Source organism: Kerstersia similis, from assembly GCF_965139615.1.
In the GTDB taxonomy this organism is placed as follows: Bacteria; Pseudomonadota; Gammaproteobacteria; order Burkholderiales; family Burkholderiaceae_B; genus Kerstersia; species Kerstersia similis.
In genome coordinates, this window is record NZ_CBCSIQ010000015.1 from 44,064 (window position 1) to 62,406 (window position 18,343).

The window sequence follows — 18,343 nt, forward strand, 5'->3', positions numbered from 1 at the left end:
ACTTGCACAGATGCAATTCCTTATCTGCAGGAACACCAAGATGTCCACATTTTCCTTTCCCCGCCGCGCGTTGAACACTCATGTGGCCACGGTGCTGGCCTTGTTGCTGTCGTCTGGCGCTGCTCAGGCATTCACGGAACAGGCGCAATTCGCGCCTAAGCCTTTGCTGGTCTTTTCTGGCCCGGCGAGCAATGGCGGCAATTTTCCAGGGGCAACACCCTTTACGCCTCCAATCTACATCGCAAGCCAGAATCGTTATGTCGGCATGACACAGGAAGGCGGCGAGGATAAGTGGACGGGAAAGTTTGGCGGTCAGTTCTATAGCGGAGCTTTCTTCCAGGTCGGTGTCGATGGCAAGGGCTACCAGTACGAGATACTGACGCCGCGTTTCGGCGTGCAGATTACACCCTTGCTTCACGATATCAGGACAGGAGACATCTATGGCGGTTCGGAGTCCGCGCTGGACGAGAATGGCCTGAATCCTGGTGGTACCCTGTTTGTGATTCGTGAGGGGCAAGTGCGGCTGCTGGTCAACCATGGCGATGAGTTGTTGGCCACGGACTTCCAGCCACGTGGCCAGATGACGCAGGATGGTCAGGGCCGTCTGTTTCTGAATGGGGCCGGTGGCCTGGCAAATTGCACACCGACCCACGTCAGCCGCAACAGCAAGAACATCCTTTACCATTTTGTGCCTGGTTCGGGTCAATTGCTGCAGCCGTCGGCCAATCTGTGCGACTTTGCCGAGTCGATTGAGCGTCCGGGGGGCCGGCGCCCCGTCATTACCATTCGTCAGCACAAGGGAGCGGTGCCGCTGATGCAGGTTTGGAGTGAGGCCGACCAGGCGCTCTACGTGTTGGCGAGCAATAGCGGCAGTGAAAAGAATGTTGAGGGCGTCCCTGCCACCGATGACGAAGGCAAGCCCATCGGTACGTTGTTCCGTATCAAGGCTCAAGACCTGGCTCAGCGGCTGCAGCCTGATGAAGGCGACAAGATTGAGGTGCTGCACAATTTTGCCAAGGCCAGTGAAGGTGAAGTGCGCGCAGGCATGGATTATGTTTCCAGCATGATCGAAGTCGGTGACTGGCTTTACGGTACGGCCTATTCATCGACCTCTGAAAAATCGACCTCCTTATCGGGCGGAACCTTGTGGCGGATTCACAAACAGCGCGGCAGCGGCAGCTTCGAGGTCATACATCGCTTCGCTGACGGCGACAACAAGGTCGAGGGTGATGGCTCCAATCCCGCAGGGCCGCTGGTGCGTGCGGCAGATGGCAATATCTATGGCACGACGACTTCCGACACGCGGGTGGTCAGCGGTAGCGACAAGCAAATTACGGCCTTGGGTGCGGGTATGCTGTTTCGTATTACGACCCCGGAAGGGGATGCACCGGCCTATGAGCCGCTGGCATACTTCGATGTGGCGTCCACGGGGGCACGACCGGCAGGGCTGAGCCTCGGCCCCATCAAAACGGACAGCGATGGCAAGCGGCACCAGACGCTGATCGGTGTGTCACGGTATGGCGGCAACGAGGGGGATACCATCACGACCCGTGAATCGGTGGATGGTTTTGGCACCTTGTTCCAGCTGGATGTCCCGGTGACGGACGCACTGCTGACGCGATTCGTGAGCAACGCCAGCTCGGCCCGGCCCGGTACTCGCCCGACGCTGCAATGGAGCAGTGAAGGCACGGAGCGTTGCGTGGCTGGCGGCGACTGGGAAGGAACGTATGGCGCCAGCGGTTCCTATCGCCTGCCTGCGCTCAATGAACTGCGCGATTATGTCTTTACGCTGCAATGCAGCGGCTATACCGGCCAGACGGAAACCAAGCGCCTGACGGTGAAGGTCATCGACGGTTCTGGTACCGGAGACAGCAGCAACGGTGGCGGCGGTGCGCTGGCGGGTGGCTTGCTGGTGGTGTTGGCGGCCTGGGCGGCCCGCCGCCGTTGGCTGCCAACGGTTTAAAACAAGGTAAACCGCAGGCTTCATGACTGGCGGCAGGACTTACACTAGACCTTCTTGCTGTGCTGGCAGGCCAGTATTTTCCGGTCTGGCGGACGGTGGCAGCGGCTGGCGGCATGAGCGCCTGCCGCTGTCCTGGCTGCGCTGGCGTAGTGTCATAGTGTTATTGATGCCGAGATCGGAGGTATTTTCATGAGCTTGCTCGATTCCCTGGGTTCCCTGGTTGGTGGCAGCAAGTCCGGCCCAGCCGCGCTGCTGCCGGTGTTGCTGGAACAACTTAAAAAATATCCGGGTGGCCTGGCCGGACTGGTCGATAGTTTCCGCAAGGGTGGACTGGGCGACATCATCACATCCTGGATAGGCAATGGCCAGAACCTGCCCGTTTCCATCGACCAGCTGCGCAAGGTTTTGCCGGCGTCGCTGGTGGGCAGTCTGGCGCAGGAATCGGGCCAGGATGACAATACCGTGCTGGGCCTGCTGAGCAAGCTGTTGCCGGAAGTGGTGGACAAGGCGACGCCTGATGGGGAAGTGAAAGCTGGCCAGGGCTTTGATGCTTCGGGTTTGTTGGGTTCCTTGTCGGGGCTGCTGGGCAAGCTCGGTTAAGCAGCATGCCACCGGGAACAGCTTGCGCGCCTTGCGCAGGCTGCCTCTCCGGTTTCCTGGAAGAAAACCCTGGCTATCGGCGCCATGCCGCGAGCCAGGGTTTTTGTTTTTTTGCCGTTGCCATGGCAGACAGGATGGCCAGCGTTTTTCATTGCGTCATTAGCTTATGTCCTGTGCCATGACTGCAAGAGGGGCGTTCCGTTTTACTATGGCTGTTGGTCAGCCCGCTGCCCATATCAATACCCATGCTGGAGCCGGGCAGCTGGCTTGCTATGGCTGTTTTTTCACTCAGGAACACGACGACAGATGAAATACCGCAAACTTGGACGTACCGATATCGACGTCAGCCTGATCGGTCTGGGCACGATGACCTGGGGCGAACAGAATTCCGAGCAGGAAGCTCACGAGCAGCTCGATTATGCGCTGTCACAGGGGGTGAACCTGATCGACGCTGCGGAAATGTACCCGGTGCCGCCCAAGCCAGAGACACAGGGCCGCACAGAGGCATATATCGGTTCATGGCTCAAGCGCAGTGGCCGCCGCAATGAAATCGTGCTGGCGACCAAGGTGGTTGGCCCTGTGCGCCAGGCGCATCAGAAAGGACATATCCGCGACGGCAAGACCTCACTGGATCGGGCCAATATCACGGCGGCGCTGGATGCCAGCCTCCAGCGCCTGCAGACGGATTACATCGACTTGTACCAGTTGCACTGGCCGGATCGCAGCACGGCGACTTTTGGCCGCCTTGGCTATCCCTGGATCGAGAATGAATCGACAGTCCCCATCGAGGAAACCCTGACGGTGCTGGCGGATCTGGTGAAAGCGGGCAAGGTGCGCCACATCGGAGTTTCCAATGAAACGCCATGGGGGGTCGCCCAGTTCCTGCGTGCTTCTGAAAAACTGGGCCTGCCGCGCATTGTCAGCATTCAGAATCCCTACAGCCTGTTGAACCGCACGTTTGAAACCGGTTTGTCGGAATTTTCACATCACGAGCAGATCGGCCTGCTGGCCTATTCGCCGCTGGCTTTCGGGGTGCTGACTGGCAAGTATTTGAATGGCGCGCGCCCGGCAGATGGCCGTATCAGCCTGTATGAGCGTTTTGCGCGTTACAGCAATGAGCAGGCCCAGGCGGCGACGCGCGATTATGTCTATGCGGCGCGTCGCCGGGGCTTGTCGCCCGCGCAAGTCGCCCTGGCATTCATCAATAGCCGGCCGTTCGTGACCAGCAATCTGGTAGGGGCGACCAAGCTGGAGCAACTCAAGGAAAATATTGCTTCGGTGGATCTGACGCTGGATGAGGATCTGCTGGCAGAGATCGAGCATATCCATCAGCGCCAGCCCAATCCGGCTCCCTGAGGCGCTGTGGGCTGAACGCAGTGGCCGGGGCAGTGCGATGCTGGTCCCGGTTCGGGCATGATCCGGCCTCGTCCCTGAAGGGATGGCAGGGCCAAGAAAAAACCAGGTCGGAAGCGCGCTTCCGCCTGGTTTTTTTACCCTCCGTACGAGGTGGTTGACCTGTCAGGGCGTCTTTGCCGGACGCGTTTGTTCGGTCAGGCGCTCAGCGCACGCGCAGTACACGCATGGCACGTTGCTTGCCGGCCTCATCCAGGACGCGGACAGTGACCTGGCGAGCCTGGAAACCAGCAGGCAAGGGGTTGTTGCTCATCAGGGTCTGGTAGCGCGTCATGTCAATCGGCGGTCCTTCCAGGCGCAGGACATCGTTGCGGCCGCTACTGTTGCGGCCGTCTATCACCAGTTCGAGCGTGCCTTTGAAGGCAGCAGGCGTATTACCGGGTTGCAGAAGGACGACCTGATAGTCCAGCGCATCATCCTTCTGCGCGAATCGCGCGCCGCTGATGCCGGGAGAATAGCCGCGGGGGTCGGCGGGCAGCAGTTCGATCAGTGCGTCGATTTCCTGTTGCAGCGGGCCGGAGAGGGCTTCGGCGCGATTGGCGCGGGCCTGCCATTGCTCTGCATTGGCACTGACGCTGCTGTGCTCACTGTTGAGCGCGTCCAGTTCGTCGCGCAGGCGCTGGGCTTCCAGCCGTGCCGCATTGAGTTCCTGGGTCAGTTGCTGAGATTCCGTGACAGTCAGCCGCTTCGGGCCATAGCTGTTTTGCAGGAAGTACCAGCCCGCAGCACCGATGATGGCGCCGAACAGCATTTGCGCCAGCCAGCGCGGCATGCGGTGACGGCGTTTGCCGGTGTCGTAGGGGGAAGGCTTGAAAACCGGACGTTTGGAAGAACTGAACATTGCCATGCGTTAAATCCTAGCTGGGTGTGTGCGGCCCGCATGTGAGGCCGGCAGTTGCAAGCGGGTTCGGCTGCGCTGGCTGCCGAATTGCCGGGATCGCTGCGTCGCCGGCAGGCGACAGTGTATTACGCTTGGCGGCTGCTGGAGAATGCAAGACGTTTCCGGGAGTTAGGGCTTGGTACGGTTTTGTGTCAGGTATTCGTCAAGTTCAGACAATCGCTCCGGGGTGCCGACGTCTGTCCAGCGTCCGGTATGGTGGCTGCCGGTGATGCGCTGGCTGCCCATGGCATGCCGTAGCAGCGGGGCCAGGGGCGCAGCTACATCGCCGGAAACACCTGCGAACAGGGCAGGGTGAAAGACACCGATGCCGGCATAGGTCAGGGCGCCCTTGTCTGTGCCACGAGGGCGCAGCACGCCATTTTCATCCCGAATGAAGTCGCCTTCCGGGTGGTGCGCAGGGTTGGAGACCAGCAGCAGCCAGGCTTGCTGCGAGTCGCCGTCCAGGCGGGCGGCAATGGCAGCGGCGGCCGCCGGCTGCCAATCACACCAGACATCGCCATTGAGCACCAGAAACGGATCGCGGCCCAGCAGCGGCAGCGCACGGGCGATACCGCCGGCGGTTTCCAGCCCGCGTTCGCCCTCGGCGGAGTACTGGATGCTCAGCCCCCAGCGCGAGCCGTCGCCCAGGGCATCGACCAGGCGCTGGCCCAGCCAGGCATGGTTGATGACCACATCGCGGATGCCCGCGTTGGCCAGCGCCTGCAGGTGCCAAACGATCAGCGGCTGGCCGCCGACGGACAGCATGGGCTTGGGCAGGGTATCGGTCAGCGGGCGCATGCGTTCACCGCGTCCGGCCGCAAGGATCATGGCACGCATCAGAAGGTATAGCCGACAGCAGGGGTGATCTGATCCACGCGATCCAGGATGCGCAGCAAGGGGGTGAACTGGCGGTAGCGCCCGCAGACCTGGCGTACATAGCCGTTCAGGCGCGGGAGGTGGGAGAGATACCAGGCTTTGCCGTCACGGTGATTCAGGCGGGAGAACACGCCGAGGATGCGCAGGTTGCGCTGCAAACCCATCCATTCATAATCCTGATGCAGCACGGCGAAATCGTCCGGCACCGGCAGGCCGGCGCGGCGGGCCTGTTCCCAATACCGGATGCCCCAGTCCAGTTGCCGGGCTTCATCCCAGCTGGTGCGGGCATCGAGCAGCAAAGAGGCCAGATCGTAGGAGATGGGCCCCAGGCGAGCATCCTGGAAGTCGATCACGCCGGGCTGCTGGCTGCCTGCCGCGGGAAGCATCAGGTTGGGAGAGTGGTAATCGCGATGCACCAGAACCTGAGCCTGGGCGACATTGTGCGCCGTCAGGGTCTGGAAAATTTGTGACAGGACATTGCGTTCAGTGTCGGAGAGTGTCACGCCGTGATGCCGGTTCAGGTACCACTCTTCAAAGACCGACAGTTCCGCCAGCAGGGTCGCCTGATCAAAAAGCGGCAAGCCCTCAGCCGGTGCCTGCTGGATTTTTACCAGCGACTCGATGGCGCCTTGGTACAGCGATTCGATTTCAGCGTCACCGGGTTGATGTTGCAGACGTTCGAAATAGGTCTGGGTACCGAGGTCGCTCAACAAGAGCAGGCCTTGTACCGGATCTTTTGCCAGGATGACGGGTACGTGTACGCCTGCCGTCTGGAGGCGCTGGCAGATGTCGATGAACGGGCGGCAGTCTTCCTGCGGCGGCGGGGCATCCATGACGATCAGCGTGCCGTGTACACCGCTGTCCAGGCGGAAGTAACGGCGGAAGCTGGCGTCGCTGGAGGCGGCGCGTAGTGTATCGGTTGCCAGTTCTAGGCTGGCGGGCAGGGTGGCAAGCCATTGGTGTACCAGGTTCAGCCTGGCATCAGTGGGAATCGTGGCGTTCAAAGCAGGTTCCGAAAGGCATTCAACAGGGCAAGAGGGCATGGTACGGCAAGGCCGGAAGGGAATTGCAAAGGAAATCCACAGACATGCCCGTAGAACCGATGTTCTATATCTCTATAATACCGGCACGATATTCTATGGCGGTTTCCTTTTCGTGCGTTTGTTCTTATCCGTCGCCCTGCTTGCCGCAGGCTGTCTGCCTGCTGTCCAGGCCCAGGAGGGTCTGGCTGGCGATGAGTCGCGTCCCCAGGCATTGCGTGAATCTTCTCTGCTGATTGACCGTACACGGCTTGGCGAGGAGGACATGCCTGTCTTTTCCAACAGCGCTAAAACCGAAGGCCGGCCTGACTCGCGGGTCATCATGCAGGGCGATGCGGTGCTGCGCCGCTATGATTCCGTGCTCAAGGGCAATTACATCGACTATGACGGCGCGAGCGGTCAGGTCGAAGCGCGCGGGGATGTACGCCTGATGCGAGACGGCGGGCGCATCGAAGGCCCGGGCCTGCGCTACAACTTTGAAACCGATGTCGGCGAAATCGAGCAGCCGTCTTTCCGTATCGGGCCATCAGGGGGATCGGGCAAGGCCGCCCATGCGGAGATATACGGTCGTAACAACATGCGCCTGAACGAGGTGATCTACAGCGGTTGCCCGTGCCCGGATCCTGCCTGGTTCATCGAAGCCGAACGGGTGGACATCGACTACGACGCCAACGACGGCGAGGCGCGCAATGCCGTGCTGTATTTCAAAGGCGTGCCGCTGCTGGCATCTCCCTACCTGACGTTCCCGGTACGCAAGGCGCGCAAGAGCGGTTTGCTGTTGCCGACGTATGGTACGACCACCAAAGGTGGCGTGGATATTTCCGTTCCGTACTATCTGAACCTCGCGCCGAACTACGATATGACCCTGACGCCGCGCCTGCTGACCAAGCGTGGCATGATGCTGGGCAGCGAGTTCCGCTACATGGGCGAGTCCTTCCGGGGCGAAATGACCGGCGCTTATCTGCCGAATGATCGCGTGACGCGGACGGATCGCTGGGTGTACGGCTGGAAGCATGCCCAGGAACTGGGCTACGGTTTCAGTGCCGATTGGGATGTCAACCGTGCTTCCGATGACAATTATTTTCGTGATATCTCTGCCGTCGGGCTGAGCGAGGCCAGCCGTACCTACTTGCCGCGTAATGGCCGCGTCGGCTGGGGCGATGGCTACTGGAGCGCCGGGGTGGCGGTAGAGTCCTACCAGACGCTGCAGGATCCCGATGCGCCCTTGATTCCGCCCTACGATAAGCTGCCGGAACTCAGTTTCAAGGGCATACGCTATAACTGGCGGGGCCTGGATCTGAGCTGGGATAACACCGCAACCTGGTTCCAGCGGCCGATCTATGATGGTCAGCGCACCGGCCCGCAGGGGCAACGTTTCGTTTCCTACGCCACGATGGCCTATCCCATCGAGCGGGCAGGCTGGTACATCACGCCCAAGGCCGGGATGCACGTGACGCGCTACGATACCCGCTGGGGCGGACAGAACTGGTACAGCCTGCCTGGCGGCCTGTCCTCTTACCGGACGGTTGCCAGCCGGGCGCTGCCTATCCTGTCGCTGGACAGCGGCATGGTGTTCGAGCGCAACACGACCTTGTTCGGCAAGCCGGCGCAGCAGACCCTGGAGCCGCGCCTGTACTATCTGTATGTGCCATACCGCTACCAGGATGATCTGCCGACTTACGATACGGCGCTGGCATCCTTCAATATGGCGCAGGCCTTTGATGAGAATCTCTATACCGGTGGCTGGGATCGCATTGCCAATGCCAACCAGGTCACGTTGGGCCTGACGTCGCGCTGGATGGATGCCAGCAACGGCTTCGAGCGTGTCAGCCTGTCGGTCGCACAGCGCCTGTACTTTGAAAACCAGCGAGTTGCCTTGCCGGGAGAGGTGCCGCGCCAGAACCGCCGTTCCGATCTGCTGATGGGCGCGACAACGGCCTGGACGGATACCTTCAGCACCCAGGCGGTGCTGCAGTATGATCCGCACCAGGAGCGCTGGATGCGTTCGACCCTGAGCGCCCGCTGGCGTCCGCAGCGTCTGGCCTCTATGACGCTGGCGTACCGCTATCAGCGCGATCCGACGGTGGATGCCCAGTATCAGCTGCAAGGGCGTGAACAAATCAGTTTTGCCGGCCAATGGCCGTTGAGCAACCGTTGGTACGGAGTGGGCCGCATCGACTATTCCATGCTGGATAGCCGGGTGACGCAGTCCATTGCCGGACTGGAATACAAGGGTGATTGCTGCTGGGCCGCGCGTGCGGTATTCCAGCGCTATGCCGTGGCTTCCAACGACACCAATACCACTTTCTTCCTGCAACTCGAGCTGACCGGACTCGGCTCGCTGGGAACGGATCCGCTGGGTCTGTTGTCCAGAAGCATACCGGGCTATGAGTCCGTGAATCCGAGTGTGCCGCAGGGCACGCGCTTTGATAGGTACGAATAAACACATGCTGAACGTGAGACTCAAGCAATTGCCGTTGATGGCGGCGCTGGCGCTGGCCTGCCTTGGTACGGCGCAGGCGCAAACCAGCCCGGCTGGTGCCCCGCAAGCCCGTTCCGGGGCAGAATCGGTCGTCGATGGCATTGCAGCGATCGTCAACAATGATGTGATCACGCTGCGCGAACTGAATCAGCGCACGGCCCAGGCGCAAGGCGAATTGAATGCGCAAGGCGTGGCCTTGCCGGATCCTGCCGTGCTGCAACGGCAGGTGCTGGAGCGCATGATCAGCGAGCGCCTGGAAGACCAGGAAGCACAGCGGCTCAACCTGAGCGTAAGCAACGCCGAATTGAACTCGGCGGTTGCGACCATCGCGCAGCGCAACGGGTTTACCGAAGAGCAGATGCGTCAGCAGGTGACGGCGTCGGGCCTGAGCTGGCCGGGCTATATGGAAGTACTGCGGCGCGATATCCTGATGGATCGGCTGCGTCAGCGCGTCGTGGATTCGACCATCATGATTCCGGATTCCGAAGTGGATGCCTTCATCCGCGACGAACGCACCAAGAGCCAGAGCGGCAATGGGGCGGCTGTAGCGGCCTCCGGCCCGGTAGCGCTGGCACAGATTCTGGTGCGTGTGCCGGAAAACAGTTCGCGTGAAGAGGAAGCTGCGGCACGTGCCCGCGCCGAGGCGATCCTGGAACGGGTGCGTGGCGGCGAGGATTTTGCTGCCGTGGCAGCAGCCGAATCGCAAGGCACGGAGGCCTTGCAGGGCGGCCTGATGGGCGAGCGACCGCTGAACAGCTGGCCGGATCTGTTCGTTCGTGCCGTGGCTGCCGTGCCGCAAGGGCAGGTGAGCGAACTGGTACGCAGTGGCCTGGGCTACCATATTCTGAAGGTTGTGGCCCGCAATGACCAGGCGACGCCCCAGCAGCGCATGGGGGCGGATCATGGTGTCGATTTCAATTCCCAGGCACCGATGCCCGTCACGCAGACCAAGGCTCGCCATATCCTGATCCGTACCAGTGCGGTCATGAGCGACGAACGGGCCAAGCAGCAGCTGGATCAGCTGCGCCTGCGCATCCTCCAGGGCGGCGAGTCTTTCGAAGACTTGGCGCGCCGCTATTCCAAGGATTCCAGCGCACCCCAGGGCGGCGATCTGGGTTGGTTGTCGCCGGGCGAGACCGTCCCCCAGTTCGAGCAGGCCATGGATGCCTTGTCCGAGGGCAATATCAGCCAACCGATCAAGTCTCCGTTCGGCTGGCACCTGATCAAGGTGGATTCGCGCCGCACGCAGGATATGGCCGAAGCCTATCAACGCATGCAGGCCCGCCAGATTCTGTTTGAGCGCCGCGCTTTGCCGGCGTTCGAAGAGTGGCTGGAGCAGCTGCGTGAGCGCGCCTATATCGACAACCGCCTGGAACGCCGGCAACGGCTGGAACAGGAGTAAGCAGGATGGCAGCACATCAGGCGCGCAAGCGCTTTGGCCAGCACTTTCTGAGTGATCTGGCGGTGGTCGATGAAATCGTGCGCGCCATCGCGCCCGAACGCAACGACCTGATGGTGGAAATCGGTCCTGGCCTGTCTGCATTGACCCGGCCATTGCTCGAACGCCTGGATCATCTGCATGCGGTCGAAATCGACCGTGATCTGGCCGGGCGTCTGCGGCGTCAGTATCCCGCCGACAAGCTGACTGTGCATGAGGCTGACGCGCTGACGGTGGATTTTTCCACTTTCGGCCAGGGCGTGCGCATCGTAGGCAATCTGCCCTACAACATTTCCAGTCCCTTGCTGTTTCACCTGATGGCCGTTGCCGATCAGGTGCGTGACCAGCATTTCATGCTGCAGCGCGAAGTCATTGACCGTATGGTGGCCAAGCCGGGTACGGCGGACTATGGCCGTTTGTCGGTCATGCTGCAATCGCGCTACCGCATGATCAATCTGTTCGATGTGCCGCCCGAAGCCTTTGACCCGCCGCCGCGTGTGATGTCTGCCATTGTGCGCATGCGCCCCTTGCCGGCAGATCGCCTGCGGCCGCAGAGCGAGACGGCATTTTCCACGGTCGTGGCCCGCGCATTTTCGCAACGCCGCAAAATGCTGCGCCGTGTTCTGGCGGATTGGTCGGAGGATATTCCGTGGGATGCCTTGGGCATTGCACCTACCGATCGTGCGGAAACGGTGACGGTAGCGCAGTACATCGGCATGGCAGATGCCTTGCTGGCCGCTGGCCGGGTGGCAGATGCAGACCTTGCTGCCTTGGCTGGCGGCGCGTCGTCCCAGGCCGAGTAAGGGGAAGCAGAGGGCTGGCCAGCTGTGGGTGCGCCCTCGGCTTGCAAGCCCTGATCCGTCAGTAAAAACAGGCCTTGCCCATGGATTGCATCCAACAGCGTGGATGGATATCCCGCTCGTTGGGGGCAGTGCAGAACGCGGGCCTGTTTTTCTTCAGCCGAAGAACCAGTAGCACACGGCGATGGCGGCAATGACGCCTGCCAGATCGGCAATCAGGGAGCAGCCTACGGCATGGCGGGCGCGCTGGATACCGACCGAGCCGAAATAGACGGCCAGTACGTAGAAGGTGGTTTCCGTGCTGCCTTGCACGGTCGCGGCCAGCAAGCCCTGGAAACTGTCCACGCCAAAGTGTTGCATGGTTTCCAGCATCATGGCGCGCGCGGCGCTGCCGGAAAATGGCTTGGTCAAGGCGGTGGGCAAGGCATCGACAAAACGCGTATCCATGCCGGCGGCGGCCACTAGGTAGCGGATGCCGTCCAGCAGATAGTCCAGTGCGCCGGAAGCACGCAGCACGCCGATGGCGCACAGCATGGCGACCAGATAGGGCAGCAGGTTTTTCGCAACCTCGAAGCCTTCCTTGGCGCCATCGACAAAGGCATCGTAAACCGGCACTTTGCGCCAGGCGCCAACCGCGACGAAGGCGACGATTACACCGAACAGGGTCAGGTTCCCGGCCAGCGAGGATAATGCGGCCAGGGCCGTGGCCGAAAGCGTCATGGAGAAGGCCATGATGCCACCCAGGATCAGGCCGATCACGGCAAACCAGAGCAGCACGACAGGGTCGTGTAGCCGCAGCCGCTGCATCCAGGCGACGGCAAGCAGGGCCGTCAGTGTGGATGCGCTGGTGGCAAGCAGAATGGGCAGGAAGATCAGGGTAGGGTCGGGCGCGCCTTGCTGGGCCCGGAACATGAAGAGAGTGACCGGCAGCAGCGTCAGCGACGATGCATTGAGTGTCAGGAACAGTATCTGGGCGTTGGTCGCGGTATCCGGACGGGGGTTCAGCGTTTGCAGCTCGCGCATGGCTTTCAGGCCGATGGGGGTGGCGGCGTTGTCCAGACCCAGGCCATTGGCGGCGAAGTTCATGGTGATGAGGCCGATGGCCGGGTGGCCGCGCGGCACTTCAGGCATCAGGCGGGCGAACAGCGGCCCCAATAGCACGGCCAGCTTTTCGATCAGGCCGGCGCGTTCCGCGATGCGCAGGAACCCCATCCAGAGCGTCAGCGTGCCGAACAGCACGATCATGATGCTGACCGAGGTTTCCGCCATGGAAAAGAGGCTTTTGACCAGGCTGGAAAAGACTTCGGCGTCGCCATAGGCCAGCCAGCGTATGCCCGCAGCCAGGGCGGCGATGAGGAAGAAGGCTAACCAGAGCGTGTTCAGCATGGCGGCAGGAAAAGGGTGGGCGATGGCCGTGGCTATGGGATCGGGGGGCGGGAATCCCTACAGCACCGGAATATCACCAGGATGGTGGGAGCGCAAGGCGGCGCGTGCCGGTTCATAATCGGGAATGATGCGGCTGACTTCATGCCAGAAGTCGGGGCCATGATTCATTTCCCTCAGGTGCGCCAGTTCATGCGCAATGACATAGTCGATGATGGCCGGCGCGAAGTGCACCAGACGCCAGTTCAGCATGATACGGCCATCACTGGTGCAGGAGCCCCAGCGCGTACGCGCAGCTGATAGCCGCAGACTGCGTACGCGCAGGCCATGCGCGGCAGCCAAGGCCTGCAGGCGTTGCTGGAACAGGGCAGCCGCCTGGCGTTGCAGCCAGGCTTCGGTGATTTCGCGGATGCGCGAGCTTTCGGCATCCATGGGCAAACTGAGATGCAGCACATCACCCGCTGAGGGCTGTTCAGGGTCACCCTGATAGCTTTGCTGGCCTTGTTGCCCTGCGGCCGGGGCGGCACCCAGGGCAATACGTACACTGATGCCCAGAAACGGGAATTCGCCACCGTGCTGCCAACGGGTATGAGCCATGGAGAGCTGTGTGCGCCGTTGTTGCCAGGCTTCGAGCTTGGTGACGATCCAGCGGGTTTTCTGTCGTACGGCGTCGTCGATCTGCGCCTGGCTCGCCCAGGAGGGCGCCGTGACACGCAGGCCATCATCACTGATGAGGAAACCGATGGTGCGCCGGCGCGAACGCATCAACGTGTAGCCCAGACGCTGGGAACCCGAGAGCGTTTCACGCCATTGGGCGCCTGGCGGCAGCTGCACGGGCCGATCCATGATCAGGCGGCCGGCTTGCTGTTGCAGGAAACCGGCGCTGGCGTCCGGTGTGCTGTGCGGCAGGTCGGCAGGCGCGTTACCGTGAGCCGTGATGGACTGGGTCGGCGCAAACAAATCGCCTTGAAGCGGGGAAGAACGAGGCATGGCCTGGAGTGTATGTCACGCGGCCTGGTTTGAGCCAGGGTAGTGCTGCGGGCTGATGCGGCGCATTTCTGCTTCGATCCAGGCTTCTACACGGGCGTTCAGTTCGGTACTGCTCAGCCCGGCAGAGTCGATGGCGGGGCCGATGGAGACGGTGATCAACCCGGGATACTTGAGAAAGGAGTTGCGCGGCCAGCAGTCGCCGGCATTCAGGGCGATGGGGATGACGGGTACCCCGGCTTCCGCCGCCAGGCGGGCGCCGCCCATTTTATAGCGGCGATGCTGGCCGGGAGGCACGCGGGTACCTTCCGGGAACAGCAAAGGCCAGCGGCCTTCCGCCAGCCGTTGTTGGCCGACGCTCAGTACCTGGCTGAAGGCATCATGGCCTTGCTTGCGGTCGATGGGAATCATACGCAGCAATGCCAGGCCCCAGCCGAAGAAGGGCACGTAGTGCAGTTCTTTTTTATAGACGTAGCAGACCTGGCGCGGCATCTTGGCCGGAAAAAACAGCGTTTCCCAGGCGGATTGATGCTTGGACAGCAGGACGGCAGGGCCATCAGGCAGATTTTCCTGCCCTTTGATTTGCCAGCGGATGCCGCAGATGGTGCGAGCGCCCCACAAGGCCAGCTGCGCCCAGCCGACGGTCAGTTTGTAGCGCGGGCCCCTGGGCAGTGGCGCCCAGAGCAGGCAGGCCAGTGCATAGGGAATGACGGTGACAGTCAGGAAGACTGCATAGATCAAGGAGCGTAGCCAGATCATGGGGTATCGTGTTCGGCAAGCAGCGTATCGACCACTGCGGTGAGATTGTCGGCAATCCGGGTGCCTGGCGGCAGTTGGCTGCTGGCGGCCGTGGCCTGCCCGTTGCCGGTGCGTACCAGCCAGGGTTGCGCGCCTGCTGCCGCAGCAGCTTGAAGGTCGCGCAAGGAATCGCCGACAACCGGTACGCCTGTCAGGGGCGTATCGAAGCGGCGGCTGATATCCGTCAACATGCCAGGCTCCGGCTTGCGGCAGGCGCAAGACTCTTCCGGGCCGTGCGGACAGATGAAAATGGCGTCCACGGCGCCGCCCAGACCTGCCAGCGCACGCCGCATTTTGGCATGCATGGCATTGAGGGTTTCCATGTCGAACAGGCCGCGAGCCAGTCCGGACTGGTTGGTCGCAATGGCGATGCGCCAGCCGGATTGTGACAGGCGGGCCATGGCTTCCAGGCTGCCAGGCAGCGGCAGCCATTCGTCAGGTGATTTGACGAAGGCTTTGCTGTCCTGGTTGATGACGCCGTCGCGGTCGAGGATGATCAGTTTCACTGGGCCAGTCGGGAAAGGTCAGCCACCTGGTTCATCAAGCCGTGCAAGCGTGCCAGCAGCGCCAGCCGGTTGGCGCGCACTGCCGGGTCTTCGGCCATGACCATGATGTCATTGAAGAAGGCATCGACGGCGGATCGGGCTTGCGCCAGGGTGCTCAGGGCTGCCCCGAAGTCACCGGCGGCGAACTGGCTGGCAACGGGGCCGGAGAGCGTGTCCAGCGTGCTGGCCAGGGCTTGTTCGGCGGGTTCCGTCAGCAAGGCGGGATTCAGCGGGGTATCCGTACGTTCTGCTTTTTTCAGCAGGTTGCCGATCCGTTTGTTGGCGGCTGCCAGGCTGGCCGCTTCCGGCAGCTGGGTGAATTGGGCCACAGCCGCGACGCGCGCGCCTACCTGATGCAGGGGCGGGTGCGTGGCCAGGACGGCGTCCACCACGCTGCGGTCATGTTCCTGGGTCAGCTGATTGCGCAGGCGTTCGTAAACGAAGGTTTCGATCTCAGGCAACACGCTGGCGGGAATGCGCTCGGCGGGGAAGCTGTCCAGGCTTTGGCGCAGCAGTTTGCCCAGCGTCAGTGCGCTGTTTTCGCGCACGGACAGCCAGCCGCCGGCAGTCAGTTGCTCAAATGCGCTGATCAGGCCTTGTGCGGCGCGGCGCAGGCCGAAGGGGTCGCGTTCGCCCGTGGGTGCCAGGCCGATACCCCAGATACCGACCAGGGTTTCGACACGGTCGGCAATGAAAAGGATGGCAGCGGTGATGCTTTCGTCCGTGACGGCCTGTTCCAGGCGGATGCGGTACTGTTCGCGCAGGGCCTGGGCCACGCTGGCGGGCTCGCCGTCGCCTTCGGCATAGTAGGCACCCATGACACCTTGCAGCTCGGGGAACTCGCCCACCATATTGGTGGTGAGGTCAGCCTTGGCCAGCAGCGCGGCGCGATCTGCATCAGAGACCGGCGCGCCCAGCGTTTCGGCCAGCCAGCGCGAGAGCGTCCGTACGCGTTCGACGCGTTCGAGCTGGGTGCCCAGTTTATTGTGATAAACGATGCTCTCCAGCTGGGGTACCCGGGCGGCCAGCGGAGTCTTGCGGTCGGTTTCGAAGAAGAATTCGGCGTCAGCCAGGCGCGGGCGGACGACGCGTTGATTGCCTTCGATGATATGGCGAGGGTCTGCCGTCAGCGTATTGCTGACAATCAGGAAACGGTGCGTCAGCTTGCCGCTTTCCGGATGGAACAGCGGGAAGTATTTCTGGTTCAGGCGCATCGTGAGAATCAGGCATTCCTGCGGCACGGCCAGGAAGCGCTCCTCGAATTCGCCGACATAGACCACCGGGTATTCGACCAGCGCCGTGACTTCGTCCAGCAGGGCCGCCACTTCGGGGTCTTCGTCGCCCAGCGAGGCGTTCAGGCGTTCGGCCTGATCACGCAGCTGGCCGTCGATCAGTGCGCGGCGCTCATCGAAGGACACCAGCACTTTGCCATTTTCCGCCATCAGCGCAACATAATCGCCAGCGGCGGGCAGATCGAAGGGCTCGGGCGCCAGGAAGCGATGGCCGTGCAGCTGGCGGCCAGCTTGCAGGCCCAGCGCCTGCACCGGCACGATGTCGCTGCCGTGCAGCGCTACCAGGCCATGGGCCGGGCGGACGAACTTGACGGAAGTGACCCCATCGGCCAACTGGTAGCGCATGACTTTGGGGATGGGCAGATGCGTAATCGCGGCATCCAGCGCCTGTTGCAGGCCATGGGCGAGCGTGGCGCCGGCAGCCTTGCCGTTGGCGACCAGATAGTCTTGTTTGCCGTCGGATTCGCGCGCCAGAGCCAGGACATCCAGGTGTTCCAGGCCCTTGGCTGCCAGTTTTTTCTGCAGGGCAGGGGTGGCCGCGCCATTGGCGTCCAGGCCGATTTTCACCGGCATGAGCTTTTCGGAGAACTCGCGGTCGGGTGCCTGCGCCAGCACTGCGGGCAGGAATGCGCCCAGGCGGCGCGGTGTCGCATAGGGCGTGGCGGCAGTATCGCCCACCACGAGCCCGGCCTGGCGCAGTTCGGCTTCGAGGCGCTCGGCAAAGGCAATGCCCAGTCGGCGCAAGGCCTTGGGCGGCAGTTCTTCGGTGAAGAGTTCGACCAGCAGCGGTGCGGTAGTTACTTGGCTCATGCCTGCACCTCCTTGTTGGCCAGCATCGGGAAGCCAAGCTTTTCGCGGGATTCGTAATAAGCCTGGGCCACGCTGCGCGACAGGTTGCGGATGCGGCCGATATAGGCGGCGCGTTCGGTCACGCTGATGGCGCCACGGGCATCGAGCAGGTTGAAAGTGTGGGCCGCCTTCAGCACGTTTTCGTAGGCGGGCAGCGCCAGGGGCACGGCGATCATGCGCTTGGCCTCGTTTTCGTAATCATTGAAATGAGCGAACAGCATATCGGTGCTGGCATGCTCGAAGTTGTAGGTGGATTGTTCCACTTCATTCTGGTGAAAAACGTCGCGGTAGAGCACGCGGCCACCGCCGGCGCCGCCTTCGGTCCAGACCAGGTCATAGACGCTTTCCACGCCTTGCAGGTACATGGCCAGGCGCTCCAGGCCGTAGGTGATCTCACCGGTGGCGGGCGTGCAGTCAATACCGCCGACTTGCTGGAAATAGGTGAACTGGGTGACTTCCATGCCATTGAGCCAGACTTCCCAGCCCAGGCCCCAGGCGCCCAGCGTGGGGTTTTCCCAGTCGTCTTCGACAAAACGGATGTCGTGCACGGTTGGGTCGATACCCAGCGTTTTCAGTGAGCCGATATACAGATCGAGAATATCGGGAGGCGCGGGCTTGAGCACGACCTGGTACTGGTAATAGTGCTGCAGGCGGTTGGGATTTTCGCCGTAACGGCCATCCTTGGGACGGCGCGAGGGCTGCACATAGGCGGCGCGCCAGGGCTCGGGGCCGATGGCGCGCAGGAAAGTCGCGGTGTGCGAGGTGCCTGCGCCGACTTCCATGTCGTACGGCTGCAGCAGCGCGCAGCCTTGTTTGTCCCAGTATTCCTGGAGCCTGAGGATGATTTGCTGGAAAGTGAGCATGAGTAATGAAGGTCGGACAGAGTCGCCGCCAGCCCCGGTGGCGCGGCGCGTAATTTTTGATTTTAACTGTTGTGGCGAATTGCTGCGGGGTGGAACGGTCACGCACCGGGTTCGCAGAGGACTGGATGGCCGGA

General features: G+C 62.1%; 15 protein-coding genes. 6 read left to right on the top strand and 9 right to left on the bottom strand.

Annotated features, from left to right (window positions below; translation table 11 throughout):
- Positions 1 to 40: 40 nt before the first annotated feature.
- From ACNA1V_RS10620 to ACNA1V_RS10630, 3 genes are all read left to right on the top strand, one after another.
- Complete coding sequence (locus ACNA1V_RS10620) at positions 41 to 1,963, top strand: hypothetical protein (RefSeq protein ID WP_415833592.1); 1,923 nt, start codon at positions 41 to 43, stop codon at positions 1,961 to 1,963.
- A gap of 183 nt (positions 1,964 to 2,146) precedes the next feature.
- On the top strand, positions 2,147 to 2,563 hold the full coding sequence (locus ACNA1V_RS10625; protein ID WP_415833639.1) for a YidB family protein: 417 nt from the start codon (positions 2,147 to 2,149) through the stop codon (positions 2,561 to 2,563).
- Positions 2,564 to 2,869: 306 nt separating this feature from the next.
- Positions 2,870 to 3,919 carry an NADP(H)-dependent aldo-keto reductase gene (locus tag ACNA1V_RS10630; RefSeq protein WP_415833593.1) on the top strand — a complete coding sequence of 350 codons (1,050 nt, stop codon included), beginning with the start codon at positions 2,870 to 2,872 and terminating at the stop codon, positions 3,917 to 3,919.
- 202 nt (positions 3,920 to 4,121) lie between these two features.
- Here the strand turns inward: ACNA1V_RS10630 and ACNA1V_RS10635 are convergent, their stop codons facing one another.
- The 3 genes from ACNA1V_RS10635 to ACNA1V_RS10645 form a co-directional block, all read right to left on the bottom strand.
- A complete protein-coding gene (locus ACNA1V_RS10635) occupies positions 4,122 to 4,823 on the bottom strand; it encodes a hypothetical protein (protein ID WP_415833594.1) in 702 nt (233 codons plus the stop codon).
- Positions 4,824 to 4,985: 162 nt separating this feature from the next.
- Positions 4,986 to 5,693 carry an N-acetylmuramate alpha-1-phosphate uridylyltransferase MurU gene (gene murU / locus ACNA1V_RS10640; protein WP_415833595.1) on the bottom strand — a complete coding sequence of 236 codons (708 nt, stop codon included), beginning with the start codon at positions 5,691 to 5,693 and terminating at the stop codon, positions 4,986 to 4,988.
- On the bottom strand, positions 5,693 to 6,775 hold the full coding sequence (locus tag ACNA1V_RS10645; RefSeq protein ID WP_415833596.1) for an aminoglycoside phosphotransferase family protein: 1,083 nt from the start codon (positions 6,773 to 6,775) through the stop codon (positions 5,693 to 5,695). Before ACNA1V_RS10645 ends, murU begins: the two co-directional genes overlap by 1 nt.
- 112 nt (positions 6,776 to 6,887) lie before the next feature.
- Between ACNA1V_RS10645 and ACNA1V_RS10650 the strand changes: the two genes are divergently transcribed.
- Genes ACNA1V_RS10650 through rsmA form a run of 3 tightly spaced genes read left to right on the top strand, consistent with a single transcriptional unit; the run spans position 6,888 to position 11,495 of the window.
- Positions 6,888 to 9,215, top strand: coding sequence for an LPS-assembly protein LptD (locus tag ACNA1V_RS10650; protein WP_415833597.1), 2,328 nt, complete (start codon positions 6,888 to 6,890; stop codon positions 9,213 to 9,215).
- Positions 9,216 to 9,219: 4 nt separating this feature from the next.
- Positions 9,220 to 10,656, top strand: coding sequence for a peptidylprolyl isomerase (locus ACNA1V_RS10655; RefSeq protein ID WP_415833598.1), 1,437 nt, complete (start codon positions 9,220 to 9,222; stop codon positions 10,654 to 10,656).
- A 5-nt stretch (positions 10,657 to 10,661) separates the two neighbouring features.
- Complete coding sequence (rsmA, locus tag ACNA1V_RS10660) at positions 10,662 to 11,495, top strand: 16S rRNA (adenine(1518)-N(6)/adenine(1519)-N(6))-dimethyltransferase RsmA (RefSeq protein WP_415833599.1); 834 nt, start codon at positions 10,662 to 10,664, stop codon at positions 11,493 to 11,495.
- A 153-nt stretch (positions 11,496 to 11,648) separates the two neighbouring features.
- Here rsmA and ACNA1V_RS10665 read toward each other — a convergent pair whose 3' ends face one another.
- From ACNA1V_RS10665 to glyQ, 6 genes are read right to left on the bottom strand one after another with little or no spacing between them, the layout of a single operon-like run.
- Positions 11,649 to 12,878: a nucleoside recognition domain-containing protein gene (locus tag ACNA1V_RS10665; RefSeq protein ID WP_415833600.1), complete on the bottom strand. Its 1,230-nt coding sequence runs from the start codon at positions 12,876 to 12,878 to the stop codon at positions 11,649 to 11,651.
- A 57-nt stretch (positions 12,879 to 12,935) separates the two neighbouring features.
- Positions 12,936 to 13,865 (bottom strand): M48 family metallopeptidase, encoded by a 930-nt coding sequence (locus ACNA1V_RS10670; protein ID WP_415833601.1) that lies wholly within the window; start codon positions 13,863 to 13,865, stop codon positions 12,936 to 12,938.
- Between the two features lie 15 nt (positions 13,866 to 13,880).
- On the bottom strand, positions 13,881 to 14,621 hold the full coding sequence (locus ACNA1V_RS10675) for a lysophospholipid acyltransferase family protein (protein ID WP_415833602.1): 741 nt from the start codon (positions 14,619 to 14,621) through the stop codon (positions 13,881 to 13,883).
- Positions 14,618 to 15,166, bottom strand: coding sequence for a D-glycero-beta-D-manno-heptose 1,7-bisphosphate 7-phosphatase (gene gmhB, locus ACNA1V_RS10680; protein WP_415833603.1), 549 nt, complete (start codon positions 15,164 to 15,166; stop codon positions 14,618 to 14,620). The genes ACNA1V_RS10675 and gmhB overlap by 4 nt, the downstream gene beginning before the upstream one ends.
- Entirely contained in the window at positions 15,163 to 17,307 is a 2,145-nt protein-coding gene (glyS, locus tag ACNA1V_RS10685; RefSeq protein WP_415833604.1) for a glycine--tRNA ligase subunit beta, read from the bottom strand. The genes gmhB and glyS overlap by 4 nt, the downstream gene beginning before the upstream one ends.
- Positions 17,304 to 18,209 carry a glycine--tRNA ligase subunit alpha gene (gene glyQ / locus ACNA1V_RS10690; protein ID WP_415833605.1) on the bottom strand — a complete coding sequence of 302 codons (906 nt, stop codon included), beginning with the start codon at positions 18,207 to 18,209 and terminating at the stop codon, positions 17,304 to 17,306. Before glyQ ends, glyS begins: the two co-directional genes overlap by 4 nt.
- Between the last annotated feature and the right edge of the window lie 134 nt (positions 18,210 to 18,343).

Coding starts and splice junctions, on each gene's coding strand:
- ACNA1V_RS10620 (WP_415833592.1), top strand. CDS start 41: ATGTCCACATTTTCCTTTCCCCGCCGCGCGTTGAACACTCATGTGGCC.
- ACNA1V_RS10630 (WP_415833593.1), top strand. CDS start 2,870: ATGAAATACCGCAAACTTGGACGTACCGATATCGACGTCAGCCTGATC.
- ACNA1V_RS10635 (WP_415833594.1), bottom strand. CDS start 4,823: ATGGCAATGTTCAGTTCTTCCAAACGTCCGGTTTTCAAGCCTTCCCCC.
- murU (WP_415833595.1), bottom strand. CDS start 5,693: ATGCGTGCCATGATCCTTGCGGCCGGACGCGGTGAACGCATGCGCCCG.
- ACNA1V_RS10645 (WP_415833596.1), bottom strand. CDS start 6,775: ATGCCCTCTTGCCCTGTTGAATGCCTTTCGGAACCTGCTTTGAACGCC.
- ACNA1V_RS10655 (WP_415833598.1), top strand. CDS start 9,220: ATGCTGAACGTGAGACTCAAGCAATTGCCGTTGATGGCGGCGCTGGCG.
- rsmA (WP_415833599.1), top strand. CDS start 10,662: ATGGCAGCACATCAGGCGCGCAAGCGCTTTGGCCAGCACTTTCTGAGT.
- ACNA1V_RS10665 (WP_415833600.1), bottom strand. CDS start 12,878: ATGCTGAACACGCTCTGGTTAGCCTTCTTCCTCATCGCCGCCCTGGCT.
- ACNA1V_RS10670 (WP_415833601.1), bottom strand. CDS start 13,865: ATGCCTCGTTCTTCCCCGCTTCAAGGCGATTTGTTTGCGCCGACCCAG.
- ACNA1V_RS10675 (WP_415833602.1), bottom strand. CDS start 14,621: ATGATCTGGCTACGCTCCTTGATCTATGCAGTCTTCCTGACTGTCACC.
- glyS (WP_415833604.1), bottom strand. CDS start 17,307: ATGAGCCAAGTAACTACCGCACCGCTGCTGGTCGAACTCTTCACCGAA.
- glyQ (WP_415833605.1), bottom strand. CDS start 18,209: ATGCTCACTTTCCAGCAAATCATCCTCAGGCTCCAGGAATACTGGGAC.